Here is a 15,008-nt window from a genome sequence, read left to right on the forward strand (position 1 = left end):
GACACAGCAGCGCCAACCCCTCAATATCCGTGGCACCGCCCTGCGACCAGGGCGTGACGTGATGAGCATCGAGATGCCGGGACCGGTGGCAGCCGGGGAACACGCAGCTGGCATCCCGCAACCGCAGCGCCCGGCGCTGCGCCCGCGACGCCAGACGACGCGCCCGCCCCAGATGCAGCACCTCCCCACCGGCATCAGTGACCGCCAGCGCCACCTTCCCCGTACACGCCAACCGCTCCACGGTAGCCGGCTCCAGAGCACCACCACCGGCCACGTGACAGCGCGGCAGCGCTCCCGCAGGAACGCCCCGCACCGCGCCATCCGGCACGGACGAAGCGCCCCGCACCGCGGGCTCAGCCGGCGTTTCCGCGGGAACGCCCCTGGGAAGCGCCTCGGCACTGACCTGGACGACCACCAGTTGACGGTCCTCACCGGAACGATCATCAGGCTCCGCGACCAGATAGGCCCGTGCGAGCTCGGTCAACGCATCGGCACGCCGCTGCTCCAGCGTCGCCGTGGTGGCGATGCGGGCGGCGCGCTCCTCCGCGTCCTCCCGCCGCGTCGGATCCATGTCCCTCGCGGCGGGCGGGGGCGTGCCGTCACGGTCCACCGCCAGCTCCAACGCGGTCACCACCTCGGCACCCGTCTCCGCGGGCAGCAGCGCCCGGACCTCCACCATCCCGTCCTCCCGGACCGACCACCGCGCATGACGCACCGCATCCTGGGAGATCCGCGCACCATCCAGCGCCCGGAAGCTGGAGATCGTCCGCGCCAGCTGCGAAGCGGTCATGTCCCGCGCCAGCTCCAACAGCGCCTCCTCCTCGACCCGGTCCGCGACCCGGCTCATCTCCCGCACCTTCGAATACGACAACCTCCCCGCCCGGAACTCCGCCACCGTCCGCGGCATCGACCGCAGCGCCCGCGCGACCCGGACCTGCTCCCGCGCCGTCCCCGGCGTCAGCGAACACGCCCACGCCAACCAATGCGCCGTCGACGTCAACCCGACATACCAGCCCGACGCCTCCCGCGCGTCGAACTCCCCCACCAACAGCAGAAACTCACACGTCAACTCCGCGACCAGCGCCGCCTGCCCCTGAATCCGCTGCCCCAACGCCACCGCCTCCTCCTCCGACAACCGCCCCACAGGCCCAGACACAGACGCTCCCGCGGGAACGCCCGACGAGTACTCAGCGGACGGCGAGGCCGACGGGAACGGGAACGGATCGGTGGCGGACATGACAACCTCCTGCAGACGTCGACTCTGATCGTCACCACCCAGACCACCACAGCGCTCCGACACTCGGCCGAACGACGAAGTCGGGCGGCGACACCGCCGACGCCCCTCAGGAGGCGAGGGACGGGGCGAGCACCTCCAGTGCTCGCCGGGAGCGCTCGGCGAGGGCCTCGCGGGTGGAGGTGTTGAGGACCAGGCGATCGGCGCGGCGGATCCGTTCAAGATCGGTCACCTGGGCGGCCATGACGGAGTCGACGTAGGCGCGATCCCGGCCGCGCTCCCGCATCACGCGCGCGATGCGGTCCTCCCGCCGGGCGAGCACCGCGACGACCGCTCGGTAGTCCCCCTCCTTCCCCTTCTCGAGCAGCAGCGGACTGTCGTGCACGACGAGAGCCTCCCCGCCCGCTGCGGCCTCCCGCTCCTCCGCGGCCACCGCGGCATCGACCCGGGTCAGCACGATCCGCTCGAGGTCCGCCCGCGCGACGGGGTCGGAGAACACCAGGCGCGCGAGGGCCGCCCGGTCGATGGTCCCGGAGTCGGCGCGGAACTCCTCGCCGAAGCGCGACACCGCCTCCTCGACACCGTCGCCGGGCACGTCGAGCACCGCCCGGGAGTGAGCGTCGAGGTCGATGACGCGGAGCCCGGCCTCCCGCCAGAGCGCGGCGACGGTCGACTTCCCCGCGCCGATCCCTCCGGTGAGGCCGAGGCGCGGCAGGGGTGCGGGATCAGCCATGGAGACGATGCTACGGCGTGCCGTCGTGAGAGCGGGCACGGCCCCGTTCCCGCTGGCGGCGACCCGGTCTACGGTGCTGGGGTGGACCCCCTCGAACTGCTCGTGACCAACGACCTCCTGCGCGTGCTGGACCTGTTGGGCGTGTTCATCATGGGCGTCGCGGCGGGAGCCCTCGCCTCCCGCCTGGACTTCGACGCCGTCGGCTTCGCGATCATCGGGATCGTGGCGGGGCTCGGCGGCGGCATCGTCCGAGACCTGATCCTGGACTACGGCACCCCGGCGGCCTTCGACGGGCCCTGGTACCTCGCCTGCGCGCTGGCCGGCTCCGCCTTCTCCTTCCTCATCGCCGCGGACGGCGCCTGGTGGCGGCGCCTGGTCACCGCGCTGGACATCATGGCGATGGGGCTGTGGGCCGCGACCGGGACCGCGAAGTCCCTCGGCTACGGGCTCGACGAGCTGCCGGCGATCCTGCTCGGGGTCACCAGCGCCGTGGGCGGCGGCGTGCTCCGCGACGTGCTCGTCGGGCGGATCCCCTCGATCTTCGGCGGCGGTCCGCTGTACGCCACCGGAGCCCTCGTCACGGCGATCCTGACCTGGCTCGTGGTCGCCCTGGGCCTGCCCTCCCCGCTGGTGCTGGTCGCCGTCGCCGTCGGCGCGCTCCTCGCGCTGCTCGCGGCGTGGCGGCGCTGGCGACTGCCCGGCCACAGCGAATGGCAGGTCACGCTGTCCGCGACGCAGCTCAAGCGGCTGGTGCGGCGCACGCGCAAGGACGAGCGGGAGCGGGTCGCCCTGGAGACCGGGACGATCCCCATGCTCGACGCGAACGAGGACGACCTGGCCGCCGACGCCCACAGCGACGACGTCGACGCCGCCGACTACGAGGACCGCATCTTCCCCCACGACGTGCACACCGAGGCCGAGGAGCTGCCCGGAACGGCCGAGCACGAGCGCCGGGACGACTCCGGTGCGCCGGAGCGCTGAGCGAAGCTCAGGGACGCAGCATCTCGAGCACGCCCGCGACGTCTTCGGCCCGCAGCTGCCCGGGGGCGGAGCCCTGCCCGACGCTCGCGAAGGTCGCGGCGCTGCCGAAGGTCTCCCCCGCGACCCGGCTGCTCGCCCCGAGCGTGCCCATGCTGATCGCGATGTGCGGTCCCGAGAGGTCCTCGGCGACGGTGAGGCTCGCCGAGAGCAGGGTGAGCACGTCCCGCGGGGTGCGCGGAGTCACCGCGATCTTGGGGACGTCCGCCCCCAGCCGGCGCTGGGCGCGCAGGCGCTCGACGAGCTCGTGCTCGGGCGGGGTCGAGGCCATGTCGTGGAAGGAGCCGATGACGACGGTGCCGTGGCGGTGGGCGGCGGCGATCACCCGCTCGACGGTGCGGGGATCGCGGGAGGTCTCGATGTCCACGAGGTCCACGGCGGACTGGGTGCCCGCGCGGCGACCCGTGATGAGGACCTCCAGCAGCGTCCCCAGGTCCGCGTCGTCGATCGTGCGCCGGCCGCCCTCGACGGCGGTGCGGAAGGTGGCCAGCAGCGCCCGGTCCGCGCCGAGCCGGGAGCGCAGCGCGGGCAGGGCGGCGAGGACGGCCTCCCGGTGCTCCCCGGCGTCCTCGAGATCGGGTCGGAAGGCGTCCAGGCGCCACTCCATGATGCGGGCGCGGGTGAGGGTCGCGGCCTCCGCCTGCGCGAGCAGGTCGTCCTCGTAGGCGCCGACCAGCGGGACGATGATCTCGGGGCGGGCCCTGCCGAGCTCGATCCCCCGCACGGTCGCCGTGCGGCGGCGCACATCGGTCTCCGGCGGGACGGCGGGGTCCGACGGATCGGTCTCGTCCGGACGGGGGTTCTCGTCGTGCACGGGGGTGCTCACTCCTCGGTGATCGCGGCGTAGGCGGACAGCAGCAGGGCGGGGTCGGGGCCCTCGAGCCGGGAGACCGTACCGATGCGGTCGAGCACCACGAAGCGCAGCAGACCCGCGCGGGTCTTCTTGTCCCGCTTCATGGCGTCCTCGAGCTTCGGCCACTGCCGGTCCCGGTAGGTGGTGGGCAGGCCCAGCGAGGTCAGGACGCTGCGGTGGCGGTCCACCTCGGCCTCGGAGAGCTTCCCGGCGAGGTGGGAGAGCTCCGCGGCGAAGACCATGCCCACCGAGACCGCCGCGCCGTGGCGCCACAGGTAGCGCTCGTTCCGCTCGATGGCGTGGCCCAGGGTGTGGCCGTAGTTGAGGATCTCGCGATCACCCTGCTCGGTGAGATCGGCGGAGACCACCTGTGCCTTGACGCGGATCTTCCGCTCGACCACCTCGCGGAAGGCGTCGCTGCGGACGTCGAGCACGGCCGCGGGATCCTCCTCGATGATCTCCAGGATGCGCGGATCGGCGATGAAGCCGCCCTTGACGACCTCGGCGAGGCCCGCGGCCACGTCGTTCGCCCCCAGGCCGCCCAGCACGTCGAGGTCGGCGACCACGGCGATCGGCGGGTGGAAGGCGCCCACGAGGTTCTTGCCCTCGGAGGTGTTGATCCCCGTCTTCCCGCCGACGGCGGCATCGACCATGGCCGCGACGGTGGTGGGCACCTGCAGCACGTCGATGCCGCGCAGCCAGGAGGCCGCGACGAAGCCGGCCAGGTCCGTGGCGGCACCGCCGCCCAGACCGATCACGAGGTCCTGCCGGCCGATCTCCGCCTGGCCGCACACGCCCCAGAGGAACCCGGCGACCTGCGCGGTCTTGGCCTCCTCACCGTCGGGGATCTCCGCGGCGAAGGCCTGCCGGCCGGAGTCCGCGATCGCGGAGCGCACCTGCTCGGCGACCTCGCGCAGGCTGGGCTGGTGGACGATGACGATCCGCCGTGCGCGCTCGGGCAGCAGCGCGGGCAGATCGGCCAGCAGGCCGCGTCCCACCAGGACGTCGTAGCCTCCGGTCGGGGTGGTCACGGGGATGACCGTGGTGCTCATGAGATCTCCTTCTCGGGGCGGGCCGGCGGGTCGAGCTGCAGCAGGTGGAGGATGGAGCGGGCCACGCGCGAGGGGCTGCCGCGGCCGGCGTCGATGCGCAGCGCCGCGAGCTCGCGGTAGCAGGAGGCCCGGGCGACCGTCAGCTCGCGCCACCGGGCCATCGGGTCCGCGCCGCTCAGCATCGGTCGGCCCGCGCCGTGCGCGAGGCGGCGGGCGGCGATCACCTCGTCGACATCGAGCCAGATCACCGGGGCGCCGCGCAGGCGTTCGCGGGAGCGCGGGTGCAGCGGGGCGCCTCCGCCGAGGGACAGCACCCCGGGGTGCTCGTGCAGCGCCCTCTCGAGGGTCTCCGCCTCGAGCTCGCGGAAGGCGGCCTCCCCCTCCTCGGCGAAGATCTCGGGGATGCTCCGCCCGGCCGCCTCGGCGATCAGGGCGTCGAGATCGGCGAAGGGCACGTCCAACTGGGATGCGAGCGCGCGCCCCACGCTGGTCTTGCCCGCCGCCATCGGGCCGATCAGGATGGCGAGGGGGCCGGTCACGAAGCGGAGTCCGGACGGCGGTCGGTCAGCACCGCCTGCAGGGACTGCGTCTGCTCCAGATGGGCGCGGATCTCCTCCACCGAGTCGCCGCCGGTCTTCTCCAGCAGCGCATCGGCCAGGGTGAGGGCCACGACGGCCTCGGCGATCACCGCGGCGGGGGCGACGGCGCAGGTGTCCGAGCGCTGATGATTGGCCGTGGTCTGCTCACCCGTGGAGACGTCGACCGTGCGCAGGGCGCGCGGCACCGTCGAGATGGGCTTGAGCGCGCCGCGGACACGGAGCACCTGACCGTTGGTGATGCCGCCCTCGAGACCGCCGGCGCGATTGGTGACACGCGGGTAGGTGTCGGCGTCGGCCGAGTCGTCGACGGCGAGGATCTCGTCGTGGGCCGCGGAGCCGCGCCGACCGGCGGTGGCGAAGCCGTCGCCGATCTCGACGCCCTTCATCGCCTGGATGGACATGATCGCCTGGGCGAGCCGCCCGTCGAGCCGACGATCCCACTGGATGTGCGAGCCCAGCCCCACCGGCAGGCCGTAGGCGAGCACCTCGACCACACCGCCGAGCGTGTCGCCGTCCGCCTTCGCGGCGTCCACCTCGGCGACCATCGCGGCGGAAGCCTCCCGGTCGAAGCAGCGCAGCGGATCGGCGTCCAGCGCGTCGACGTCGTCCGGGGTGGGCAGCGCCGCCTCCTCGGGGGTGCGCACCGATCCGGTCTGCAGGGTGTGCGAGACCAGGCGGATCCCGGCGGTCTGCTCGAGCAGCGCCGCGGCGACGCGCCCGGCGACGACCCGGGCCGCGGTCTCGCGGGCGCTGGCCCGCTCGAGCACCGGGCGGGCCTCGTCGAAGCCGTACTTCAGCATCCCCGAGAGGTCCGCATGGCCGGGCCGGGGGCGGGAGAGCGGACGGTTGCGCGCGATCTCGCGCTCATCGCCGGTCCCGGCGTCGATCAGCAGGTCCTCGCGCGCCACCGGATCGGCGCTCATGACCTTCTCCCACTTCGGCCACTCCGAGTTCGCGATCTCGATCGCGAGCGGGGAGCCGAGGGTGCGGCCGTGGCGCAGACCGCCGTGGATCGTCAGAACGTCCTGCTCGAACTTCTGACGGCTGCCGCGGCCGTGGCCCAGCCGCCGACGGGCGAGCGCCGCCTTCAGATCGTCACTGGTCAGCTCGATGCCGGCCGGGACGCCGTCGAGCAGGGAGATGAGGGAGGGGCCGTGGGATTCCCCGGCCGTGAGCCAGCGCAACATGGGGGTGATTCTCTCATGCGGAGCCCGGACGCCGGGTCGACGTCCGGGCGCCGGGCCCCTAGTCCTCGTCCAGCTCCACCGATTCGATCGGGGTGAGCTGCTCCACGAGCGGCACCACGTCCGCGATCCCGTCGAGCACCGCGGTGGGCCGGAACGGATACTGCGCGATCTCCTCCTCGGTGGTGGAGCCGCTGAGCACCAGCACCGAGCGCATCCCCGCCTCGAGACCGGACTTCACATCGGTGTCCATGCGGTCCCCGATCATCACCGAGGTCTCCGAGTGGGCGCCGAGGCGGTTCAGGGCCGTGCGCATCATCAGCGGGTTCGGCTTGCCGATGTAGTAGGGGCTGATCCCGGTGGCGGCCGTGATCATCGCGGCCACCGCCCCGGTGGCCGGCATCGGACCGTCCATGCTGGGCCCCGTCACATCGGGGTTCGTGGCGATGAACTTCGCCCCGCCCTGGACGAGTCGGATGGCGCGGGTGATCGCCTCGAAGGAGTACGTGCGCGTCTCCCCCAGCACCACGAACTCGACGTCGATGTCCGCGAGGATGAAGCCCTCGTCGTGCATGGCGCTGGTCAGGCCGGCCTCGCCGATCACGTACGCGGCCGCGCCGGGCTTCTGCTCCGCCAGGAAGCGCGCGGTGGCCATCGCGCTGGTCCACAGGGACTCCTCGGGCAGATCGATCCCGCTGCGGGACAGGCGGGCCCGCAGATCCCGCGGCGTGAAGATCGAGTTGTTCGTGAGCACCAGGAAGGGGCGGCCGAAGCGCTGCAGAGCGGCGATGAAGTCCGCGGCGCCGGGCAACGGCCGGTCCTCGTGGACGAGGACGCCGTCCATGTCGGTGAGCCAGGTGTGGATCGGGAGATCGTCGAGCATTGTGGTCATGGGACCAGTGTGCCCTGTCCGGGCCGGGAAACGGGAACGGCCCGGCCCCCGCAGCGCGGGGACCGGGCCGTTCCGCAGAACGATCCGAGGATCAGTTGCCGGTGAGCTTGGCGCGCAGGGCGGCCAGGGCCTCGTCCGAGGCGAGCGTGCCCTCGTCCGTGGAGCTCGACTGGTAGGAGGCCTGCGGCGCGGCCGGGGCCTCGGAGGACGAGGAGGAGCTCGAGGAGGACGAGGACGCGGCGGCCGGAGCGTTCGCGGACTCCTCGTCGGCCTTGAGGGCCTCGGCGACCTGGGCCTTGTGGGCGGTCCAGCGCTCGTAGGCGGCCGCGTACTGGCCCTCCCACTCCTCGCGCTGGGCGTCGTAGCCCTCGAGCCACTCGTTGGTCTCCGGGTCGAAGCCCTCGGGGTACTTGTACTCGCCGTTGGCGTCGTACTCCGCGGCCATGCCGTAGAGCGCCGGGTCGAAGGTGGTGTCGTCGCCCTCGGGGTCGACGCCCTCGTTCGCCTGCTTGAGCGAGAGGGAGATCCGGCGACGCTCGAGGTCGATGTCGATGACCTTGACGAAGACGTCCTGGTCGACGGTGACGACCTGCTCGGGCAGATCCACGTGGCGCTGGGCCAGCTCGGAGATGTGCACGAGGCCCTCGATGCCGTCCTCGACGCGCACGAAGGCGCCGAAGGGAACCAGCTTGGTGACCTTGCCCGGGACGACCTCGCCGATGGCGTGGGTGCGGGCGAAGAGCTGCCACGGGTCCTCCTGGGTCGCCTTCAGCGACAGGGAGACGCGCTCGCGGTCCATGTCCACGTCGAGCACCTCGACGCTGACCTTCTGACCGACCTCGACGACCTCGGACGGGTGGTCGATGTGCTTCCAGGACAGCTCGGAGACGTGCACCAGACCGTCGACGCCGCCGAGATCGACGAAGGCGCCGAAGTTGACGATCGAGGACACGGCGCCCTCGCGGACCTGGCCCTTCTGCAGGGTCTGCAGGAAGTCGGAGCGGACCGCGGACTGGGTCTCCTCCAGGTAGGCGCGACGCGAGAGGACCACGTTGTTGCGGTTCTTGTCGAGCTCGATGATCTTCGCCTCGATCTCCTGGCCCACGTAGGGCTGCAGGTCGCGCACGCGGCGCATCTCGACGAGGGAGGCGGGGAGGAAGCCGCGCAGGCCGATGTCGACGATGAGACCGCCCTTGACGACCTCGATGACGCGACCGGTGACGACGCCCTCGTCCTCCTTGATCTGCTCGATCGTGCCCCAGGCGCGCTCGTACTGGGCGCGCTTCTTGGACAGGATCAGCCGGCCCTCCTTGTCCTCCTTCTGGAGGACCAGGGCCTCGATCTCGTCACCGACCTCGACGACCTCACCGGGGTCGACGTCGTGCTTGATGGACAGCTCGCGCGAGGGGATGACGCCCTCGGTCTTGTAGCCGATGTCCAGGAGGACCTCGTCGTGATCGACCTTCACCACAGTGCCCTCGACGATGTCGCCATCGTTGAAGTACTTGATGGTCGCATCGATGGCAGCCATGAGTTCGTCGGCGCCGCCGATGTCGTTGATGGCGATCTGGGGGGTCGTGGTGTCGGTCATGTAGGTAGGAACTCCGTCGGGACAGGAAATGAGTAGGGTCGATGGACGTGCACGGCTCCCCGGAGGGAACCGATCCGCGCGCACCGGGGCGCCACGTGCAGGGCACGGTCGTCCCGCCGCGTGCGCAGACCTCCGAAATCCTAACAGCCCGGGCGCGGTTCCGCGAGGGCGGGGATGCCCTCCGCGTCGACGGCCGGTGTGACTTCCGTCCTGGTGGGCGGAGCGCTCAGTGCGCGGCCTCGCGCCAGGTGCGCCCGATGCCCACCCCGACCTCGAGCGGCACCGACAGCTCGTAGGCGCCGTCCATCCCCTCGACCACGATCTCGCGCACTCGCTCGAGCTCCCCGGGAGCGACCTCGACCACCAGCTCGTCGTGCACCTGCAGCAGCATCCGCGAGGCCAGGTCGGCCTCGCGCATCCGTCGCTCGACGGCGAGCATCGCGAGCTTGATGATGTCCGCGGCGCTGCCCTGGATGGGCGAGTTCAGCGCCACCCGCTCCGCGTTGTCGCGACGCTGGCGGTTGTCGGAGGTGAGGTCCGGCAGGTAGCGGCGGCGCCCCAGGATCGTCTCGGTGTAGCCCGTCGAGCGCGCCGTCTCCACGCTGCGATGGAGGTAGTCGCGCACCCCGCCGAAGCGCTCGAAGTAGCCGTCGCGCAGCGTGGTCGCCTCGGCCACGGAGATGCGCAGCTGGCGCGAGAGGCCGAAGGCGGAGAGCCCGTAGGCCAGGCCGTAGCTGACCGCCTTGGTCTTGGAGCGCATCGCGGGATCGACCTCGTCGGGCGCGACGCCGAACACGCGGGAGGCGACGAAGTTGTGGAGGTCCTCGCCGGAGCGGAAGGCCTCGATGAGACCCGCGTCCTCCGAGAGGTGGGCCATGATCCGCATCTCGATCTGCGAGTAGTCGGCCGTCAGCAGGGTCTCGAAGCCGCCGCCGGCGACGAACAGGTCACGGATGCGCTGGCCCTCCGCGGTGCGCGTGGGGATGTTCTGCAGGTTCGGGTCGGTCGAGGCGAGGCGCCCGGTGGCCGCGGCGGTCTGCTGGAAGGTGGTGTGCACGCGCGCGCCGTCGTCGAGCACCTTGTCCAGCCCCACCAGGTACCCGGTCAGCTTGCTCATCTCGCGGAAGCGCAGCAGCCAGGCGAGGAACTGGTGCCCGATCGACTCCGGAACCAGCTTGTCCTGCAGGTCGACCAGGGACTCGGCATCCGTGGAGTGCCCGGAGGCGATCTTCCGGGTGGTGGGCAGCGCGAGGGTCTCGAAGAGGACCACCTGCAGCTGCTTCGGCGAGGCCAGGTTGACCTCCTCCCCCACCAGGGCGCCCGCCTCGCGCTTGGCCTGCGCGACGAAGCCCTCGAACTCCTCGCGGAGACGGTCCAGCGCCTCGCTGTCGATGGCGATCCCCCGCTGGTGCATGGACTCCAGCACCCTCTGCAGGGGCTGCTCGAGGTCCCCGAGGATGGCCGCGGCCCAGGGGGCGTCGGCCTGCTGCGCCGTCAGCGCCTCCGCCGCGCTCCGCAGACCCCGGGCGGCCTCGGACAGGCGCGCCCCGGCGGTGTCCACATGCCCCGCGCGCACCTCCGGGCTCTCCTTGCGCAGCGTGGACTCCGCGGGCTTGCGCGGCCGGGGCTCGAAGGAGACCCCGCCCAGCTCTCCGGCCAGGGCCTCGGCGTCGTAGCTGCGGGCGCCGGGGCGCAGCACGAAGGCCTCCAGGGCGAGATCGCGGCCCGACTCCCCCAGCGCATAGCCGTTGTGCGCGAGCCACACGCGCAGCGTCGGGAGGTCCGCGGCCAGGATCCGGTCCGCCTGCTCGAGTGCCGCGCCGAGCGCGGTGGACCCCTCGGAGTCCAACTCCGCGAGGCGCAGCCAGCCCTGGCCGTCGGCCACGGCGAGGCCGAGCAGCGGCCCGCCGCGCACGTCGTCCGCCGCGGTGAGCACGATCTCCCCCGGGGCCTCGCCGAGCAGCGCCGTGAGGCTCCCGGCGTCCTCGAGGAGGACCGCGGACGGGGCCGGCTCCTCGACGACCGGCTCCGCCGGTCCCTCGCCGAAGAGGGCATCGGGCAGATCGCGCCGGATGGTGTCCCCGAAGGCCAGGTCGTCGAAGACCTCGGCGACCCGGGCCCGGTCCCCGCGGCCCAGCACGTAGTGCTCCGGATCGGTGGGCAGGTCGAGCGTGGTGAAGGCGGCGTTCATCAGACGGTTGCGCTCGACGTCCTCGAGGTGGTCGCGCAGCGACTGGCCGGCCTTGCCGCCGATCTCCCCGGCGTGGGCGATGACGCCCGGCAGGTCCCCGTACTTCACGATCCACTTCGCGGCGGTCTTGGGGCCCACGCCCGGCACGCCCGGCAGGTTGTCCGCGGCCTCCCCCACCAGCGCCGCGAGGTCCGGGTACCGCTCCGGCGGGATCCCGTACTTCTCCTCGACGGCCGCCGGGGTCATGCGGCGCATCTCGGTCACGCCCTTGATCGGCTGCAGCAGCGTGACGTTCTCGCCGACCAGCTGGATGGAGTCGCGGTCGCTGGTGACGATGAGGGCCTCGTGGCCCTCCTCGGCGGCGCGGGTGGCGAGGGTCGCGACGATGTCGTCGGCCTCGTAGTCCTCGTAGGTCAGCCAGCGCACGCCGAGCGCGTCGAGCACCTGCTTGATGAGGTCGATCTGGCCGTGGAACTGCGGCGGGGTCTCGTCGCGGCCGCCCTTGTACTGGTCGTAGATGCGGTCGCGGAAGGTCCCGCCGGGCAGGTCGAAGGCCACCGCGAGGTGGGTGGGCCGCTCGGAGGCGACGACGTTGATGATCATCCGGGCGAAGCCGTAGACGGCGTTCGTGGACTGCCCCCGGCCGTCGCTGAAACCGTCCGCGGGCAGGGCGAAGAAGGCCCGGAACGCCATCGCGTGCCCGTCGATCAGGAGGATGCGCTGGTCATCGGTGTCGCTCGCACTCATGCACAGAAGTCTCCCACGTCGGGCCGACACCCGCCCACCGTGCCGACTGTGGCACCCTCGCCCCATGGACGATCGCCACCGGAGCACCGCCGACCGCCACCTCCCGAACACCGCACCGCCCGTCGGCCCGGAGCTGCGCGCGTCCTTCGCGCCGCTGCTGGAGGGCACGCTCATCGAGCGGTGCGGGATGGAGCTGCTCACGCTCGACGCCCAGGGCGGGACGATGACGATGCCGGTGGCCGGGAACACCCAGCCGGCCGGGCTCCTGCACGGCGGCGCCACCATCGCGCTGGCCGAGTCGGTGGCCTCCTTCGCCGCGATCCTCCGGGCGCGCGAGGTGCACGGCGAGGGCGCGCAGGCCGTGGGCACCTCCGTCTCCGCCCTGCACCATCGCTCCGCGCGCTCGGGGATCGTCACCGCGACCTGCACGGCGCTGCGCACAGGCCGTCAGATCGCGAGCTACCAGGTGGAGGTCCGCGACGACCGCGGCACGCTGCTGAGCACGGTGAGCGTGCAGACCACCCTGCTGCCGCCCCGCTGAACGCGGCGCCGGGGACCCGCCCCTCGGCTCAGACCGGGTCCTCGACGTTCTTCGCCGTCCCGGCCTCGAGGACGTTCGCCTCCGACCAGGAGTACTCCCGCAGCTCCCCGGTCCGGAGATCGGCCTGGGGGCCCAGCTCGACGGCGCCCGTGCGCCCCACGTAGGCGATGGTCGTGGTCTCCTGCGCCTCGAGCGCGGTCTGCAGCGCTCCGCGGCACAGCCCGTAGTCGGTGCACTCCTCGGATCCCGTGAGCACGCGCGGCAGCGAGCTGGCGATCGCCGGGCCGTCGACCGCGAGGGCGTCCTGGGCCGCGAGGCAGGCGAGGGTGAAGGCGTCGTAGGCCTGCTGAGAGTAGGCGTAGCCGCTGGTCAGAAAACCTGCATCGCGATTCAGCATCATGTTTTCGTGCTCCACGGTGATCTCTCCCCCGGGCTCGTAGCCGGTGGCGCCCGCGAGGGATTCCGCCACGAGGGAGTCCCCGGCCGCGATCTGCGAGTAGTCGAGGGTCGCCGCCGGCCCGAGCCGGATCGGGAACTCCACCGCGGGGCGGCCGTCCTCGTCGAGGGTGGCCTCGCGCAGCGCGGACAGGAAGGGGCCCGCCTCCGGTCCCCCGTTCACCACCAGCAGCGCCGGAGGCGTCTCGAGCACCGCCGAGACCCGCTCGCCGACGTTCCCGATGTCGCCGACCGGGTAGAACTGCTCCGAGAGCACCCGGCCGTCCTTGGGGTTGAGGAGCTGGGTGATCTGGTGGAGGAGACCGCGGCCCTGCATCGTGTCCTGTGAGACGAAGGCCACCGTGCCCGCGGGGCCGCCGCGATCGGAGCTCGACCAGGCGGCCTCCTCGTACAGCGCCGCGATCGTGCGATCGTTCGGGGACAGGCGCGCCAGGAGATTGGCGGTGTGGACCTCCGCGGAGCGCAGCTGCATCCCCGAGGTGAACACGTCGATCACGGCCATCTCGTGCTCGACCAGGTGCGGCATCGCCGCGACCAGCGCCTCCTCGTCGATCGAGGTGATCACGCAGGTGACACCCTCGTCGGCGAAGCCGGCGATGACATCGGAGAGGTCCTCGCCGGCCTCGCTCATCACATGGCGGTCGTGGAGGGCGACCTCCTGGCCGAACAGGCCGTCCCAGCGGTCGTTGACGTCGATGGCCGCCTCGGAGATGGCCACGGCCACCGATTTCTCGAAGGGAGCCGCCCGCCCGTAGCTCGCCCCGATCTGGCCGATGACCAGCGGGGTCTCGGGCTCCTCGAGGGCGCCGGCCGTCGGCGCGGTGGTGGTGGCCCGGCGCCGGCCGCGGCGCCCGCGGATCCCCTCGCCGTCCCCGCAGCCGCTCAGCGCACCGGCGCCCAGGACCCCCATCCCGAGCCCGCGCACCAGGGTGCGCCGTGTGATGGCCATCCCCCGTTCACTCCCCTCGCAGCCCGCAGGCGCGTCCTCTCAGGCCCTGGCAGGGCCGCCCGGCTCAGGCCTTGCCCGGACCGCCCAGCTGGTCGACGACCGCGTCGGCGACCTCGCGCATCGTCAGGCGGCGGTCCATCGAGGTCTTCTGGATCCAGCGGAAGGCCTCCGGCTCGGACAGACCCATGTTGGTCTGCAGCAGGCCCTTGGCGCGGTCGACGCGCTTGCGCGTCTCGAACCGCTCACCGAGGTCCTGGATCTCGGCCTCGAGCTGGGTGATCTGCGTGAACCGGGAGATGGCGATCTCGATCGCCGGCAGCAGGTCCGCGGGCGTGAAGGGCTTGACCACGTAGGCCATCGCCCCGGCGTCGCGGGCGCGCTCGACGAGCTCCGCCTGCGAGAAGGCGGTGAGCATCACCACAGGCGCGAGGTTGTCCTCGCCGATCCGCTCGGCGGCCGTGACGCCGTCGGTCTGCGGCATCTTCACGTCCATGATCACCACGTCGGGGCGCAGCTCGCGGGCCTTCTCCACGGCGCTCTCGCCGTCGCCCACCGCGGCGATCACGTCGAAACCGGCCTCCGTGAGGGTCTCGACGATGTCCATGCGGATGAGGCTCTCGTCCTCGGCCACCACCGCGGTGCGGCGGGCCGTGCCCTCCTCCGGTGCGAGGTCCTGCGGGTCATCGGGAAGGGGTGCGTTCTCGTCAGTCATATGGGGCTCGTGTCTCCGAAAAAGGTCCTGCACGCGGGGGTGATGTGCACCCGCGCGGCGAAGGCCGGTGGTCGTCAGCGGTATCCTAGTCCAGCACTCCCCCACCGGGGGCGCGCCGGATTGGCGGAACGGTAGACGCGGCGCACTCAAAATGCGCTGTCCGCGAGGGCGTGCGGGTTCGAGTCCCGCATCCGGCACCCGTGGGGCACGATCCCTGCGCCGCGTCCGACGGGACG

The 15,008-nt window shown here is 72.3% G+C and carries 13 protein-coding genes and 1 tRNA gene; 3 read left to right on the plus strand and 11 right to left on the minus strand.

Annotated features, from left to right (window positions below):
- Both CXH06_RS15370 and coaE read right to left on the minus strand, forming a co-directional pair.
- A partial coding sequence (locus CXH06_RS15370) for an HNH endonuclease signature motif containing protein (protein WP_157975780.1) occupies positions 1-1,237 on the minus strand: 1,237 nt, incomplete at its 3' end.
- Between the two features lie 106 nt (positions 1,238-1,343).
- Entirely contained in the window at positions 1,344-1,967 is a 624-nt protein-coding gene (gene coaE, locus CXH06_RS15375) for a dephospho-CoA kinase (RefSeq protein ID WP_114856075.1), read from the minus strand.
- 81 nt (positions 1,968-2,048) lie between these two features.
- Between coaE and CXH06_RS15380 the strand changes: the two genes are divergently transcribed.
- Positions 2,049-2,948, plus strand: a complete 900-nt coding sequence (locus CXH06_RS15380; RefSeq protein WP_157975777.1) for a trimeric intracellular cation channel family protein — start codon at positions 2,049-2,051, stop codon at positions 2,946-2,948.
- 7 nt (positions 2,949-2,955) lie between these two features.
- Here the strand turns inward: CXH06_RS15380 and aroD are convergent, their stop codons facing one another.
- The 7 genes from aroD to polA all read right to left on the minus strand — a co-directional run bounded on the left by aroD (position 2,956) and on the right by polA (position 12,114).
- On the minus strand, positions 2,956-3,831 hold the full coding sequence (aroD, locus tag CXH06_RS15385; protein ID WP_232820387.1) for a type I 3-dehydroquinate dehydratase: 876 nt from the start codon (positions 3,829-3,831) through the stop codon (positions 2,956-2,958).
- Positions 3,828-4,910: a 3-dehydroquinate synthase gene (gene aroB, locus CXH06_RS15390; RefSeq protein WP_114856076.1), complete on the minus strand. Its 1,083-nt coding sequence runs from the start codon at positions 4,908-4,910 to the stop codon at positions 3,828-3,830. The genes aroD and aroB overlap by 4 nt, the downstream gene beginning before the upstream one ends.
- A complete protein-coding gene (locus CXH06_RS15395) occupies positions 4,907-5,449 on the minus strand; it encodes a shikimate kinase (protein WP_114856077.1) in 543 nt (180 codons plus the stop codon). Before CXH06_RS15395 ends, aroB begins: the two co-directional genes overlap by 4 nt.
- Positions 5,446-6,696: a chorismate synthase gene (gene aroC, locus CXH06_RS15400; protein WP_114856078.1), complete on the minus strand. Its 1,251-nt coding sequence runs from the start codon at positions 6,694-6,696 to the stop codon at positions 5,446-5,448. The genes CXH06_RS15395 and aroC overlap by 4 nt, the downstream gene beginning before the upstream one ends.
- Before the next feature lie 58 nt (positions 6,697-6,754).
- A complete protein-coding gene (locus CXH06_RS15405; protein ID WP_114856079.1) occupies positions 6,755-7,585 on the minus strand; it encodes an HAD-IIA family hydrolase in 831 nt (276 codons plus the stop codon).
- 91 nt (positions 7,586-7,676) lie between these two features.
- A complete protein-coding gene (gene rpsA / locus CXH06_RS15410; protein ID WP_114856080.1) occupies positions 7,677-9,176 on the minus strand; it encodes a 30S ribosomal protein S1 in 1,500 nt (499 codons plus the stop codon).
- Positions 9,177-9,402: 226 nt separating this feature from the next.
- A complete protein-coding gene (gene polA / locus CXH06_RS15415; RefSeq protein WP_114856081.1) occupies positions 9,403-12,114 on the minus strand; it encodes a DNA polymerase I in 2,712 nt (903 codons plus the stop codon).
- Positions 12,115-12,178: 64 nt separating this feature from the next.
- Between polA and CXH06_RS15420 the strand changes: the two genes are divergently transcribed.
- The gene (locus CXH06_RS15420) at positions 12,179-12,655 is read left to right on the plus strand and encodes a hotdog fold thioesterase (protein WP_114856082.1); all 477 of its coding nucleotides are present in this window, start codon (positions 12,179-12,181) and stop codon (positions 12,653-12,655) included.
- 28 nt (positions 12,656-12,683) lie between these two features.
- On the opposite strand, the gene CXH06_RS15425 is transcribed toward CXH06_RS15420, so the two are convergent.
- The gene (locus CXH06_RS15425) at positions 12,684-14,060 is read right to left on the minus strand and encodes an ABC transporter substrate-binding protein (RefSeq protein ID WP_114856083.1); all 1,377 of its coding nucleotides are present in this window, start codon (positions 14,058-14,060) and stop codon (positions 12,684-12,686) included.
- A 64-nt stretch (positions 14,061-14,124) separates the two neighbouring features.
- Complete coding sequence (locus tag CXH06_RS15430; protein WP_114856084.1) at positions 14,125-14,772, minus strand: ANTAR domain-containing response regulator; 648 nt, start codon at positions 14,770-14,772, stop codon at positions 14,125-14,127.
- A 114-nt stretch (positions 14,773-14,886) separates the two neighbouring features.
- On the opposite strand from CXH06_RS15430, the gene CXH06_RS15435 reads away from it, so the two are divergent.
- Positions 14,887-14,969 (plus strand) — tRNA-Leu (locus CXH06_RS15435).
- Positions 14,970-15,008: the final 39 nt, after the last annotated feature.

The sequence above is a fragment of the Brachybacterium sp. YJGR34 genome, assembly GCF_003347015.1.
In the GTDB taxonomy this organism is placed as follows: Bacteria; Actinomycetota; Actinomycetes; order Actinomycetales; family Dermabacteraceae; genus Brachybacterium.

What these genes read in the sequence shown, in the direction of transcription:
- coaE (WP_114856075.1), bottom strand. Translation starts at nt 1,967, where the DNA reads ATGGCTGATCCCGCACCCCTGCCGCGCCTCGGCCTCACCGGAGGGATC.
- aroB (WP_114856076.1), bottom strand. Translation starts at nt 4,910, where the DNA reads ATGAGCACCACGGTCATCCCCGTGACCACCCCGACCGGAGGCTACGAC.
- aroC (WP_114856078.1), bottom strand. Translation starts at nt 6,696, where the DNA reads ATGTTGCGCTGGCTCACGGCCGGGGAATCCCACGGCCCCTCCCTCATC.
- CXH06_RS15405 (WP_114856079.1), bottom strand. Translation starts at nt 7,585, where the DNA reads ATGACCACAATGCTCGACGATCTCCCGATCCACACCTGGCTCACCGAC.
- rpsA (WP_114856080.1), bottom strand. Translation starts at nt 9,176, where the DNA reads ATGACCGACACCACGACCCCCCAGATCGCCATCAACGACATCGGCGGC.
- polA (WP_114856081.1), bottom strand. Translation starts at nt 12,114, where the DNA reads ATGAGTGCGAGCGACACCGATGACCAGCGCATCCTCCTGATCGACGGG.
- CXH06_RS15420 (WP_114856082.1), top strand. Translation starts at nt 12,179, where the DNA reads ATGGACGATCGCCACCGGAGCACCGCCGACCGCCACCTCCCGAACACC.
- CXH06_RS15425 (WP_114856083.1), bottom strand. Translation starts at nt 14,060, where the DNA reads ATGGCCATCACACGGCGCACCCTGGTGCGCGGGCTCGGGATGGGGGTC.
- CXH06_RS15430 (WP_114856084.1), bottom strand. Translation starts at nt 14,772, where the DNA reads ATGACTGACGAGAACGCACCCCTTCCCGATGACCCGCAGGACCTCGCA.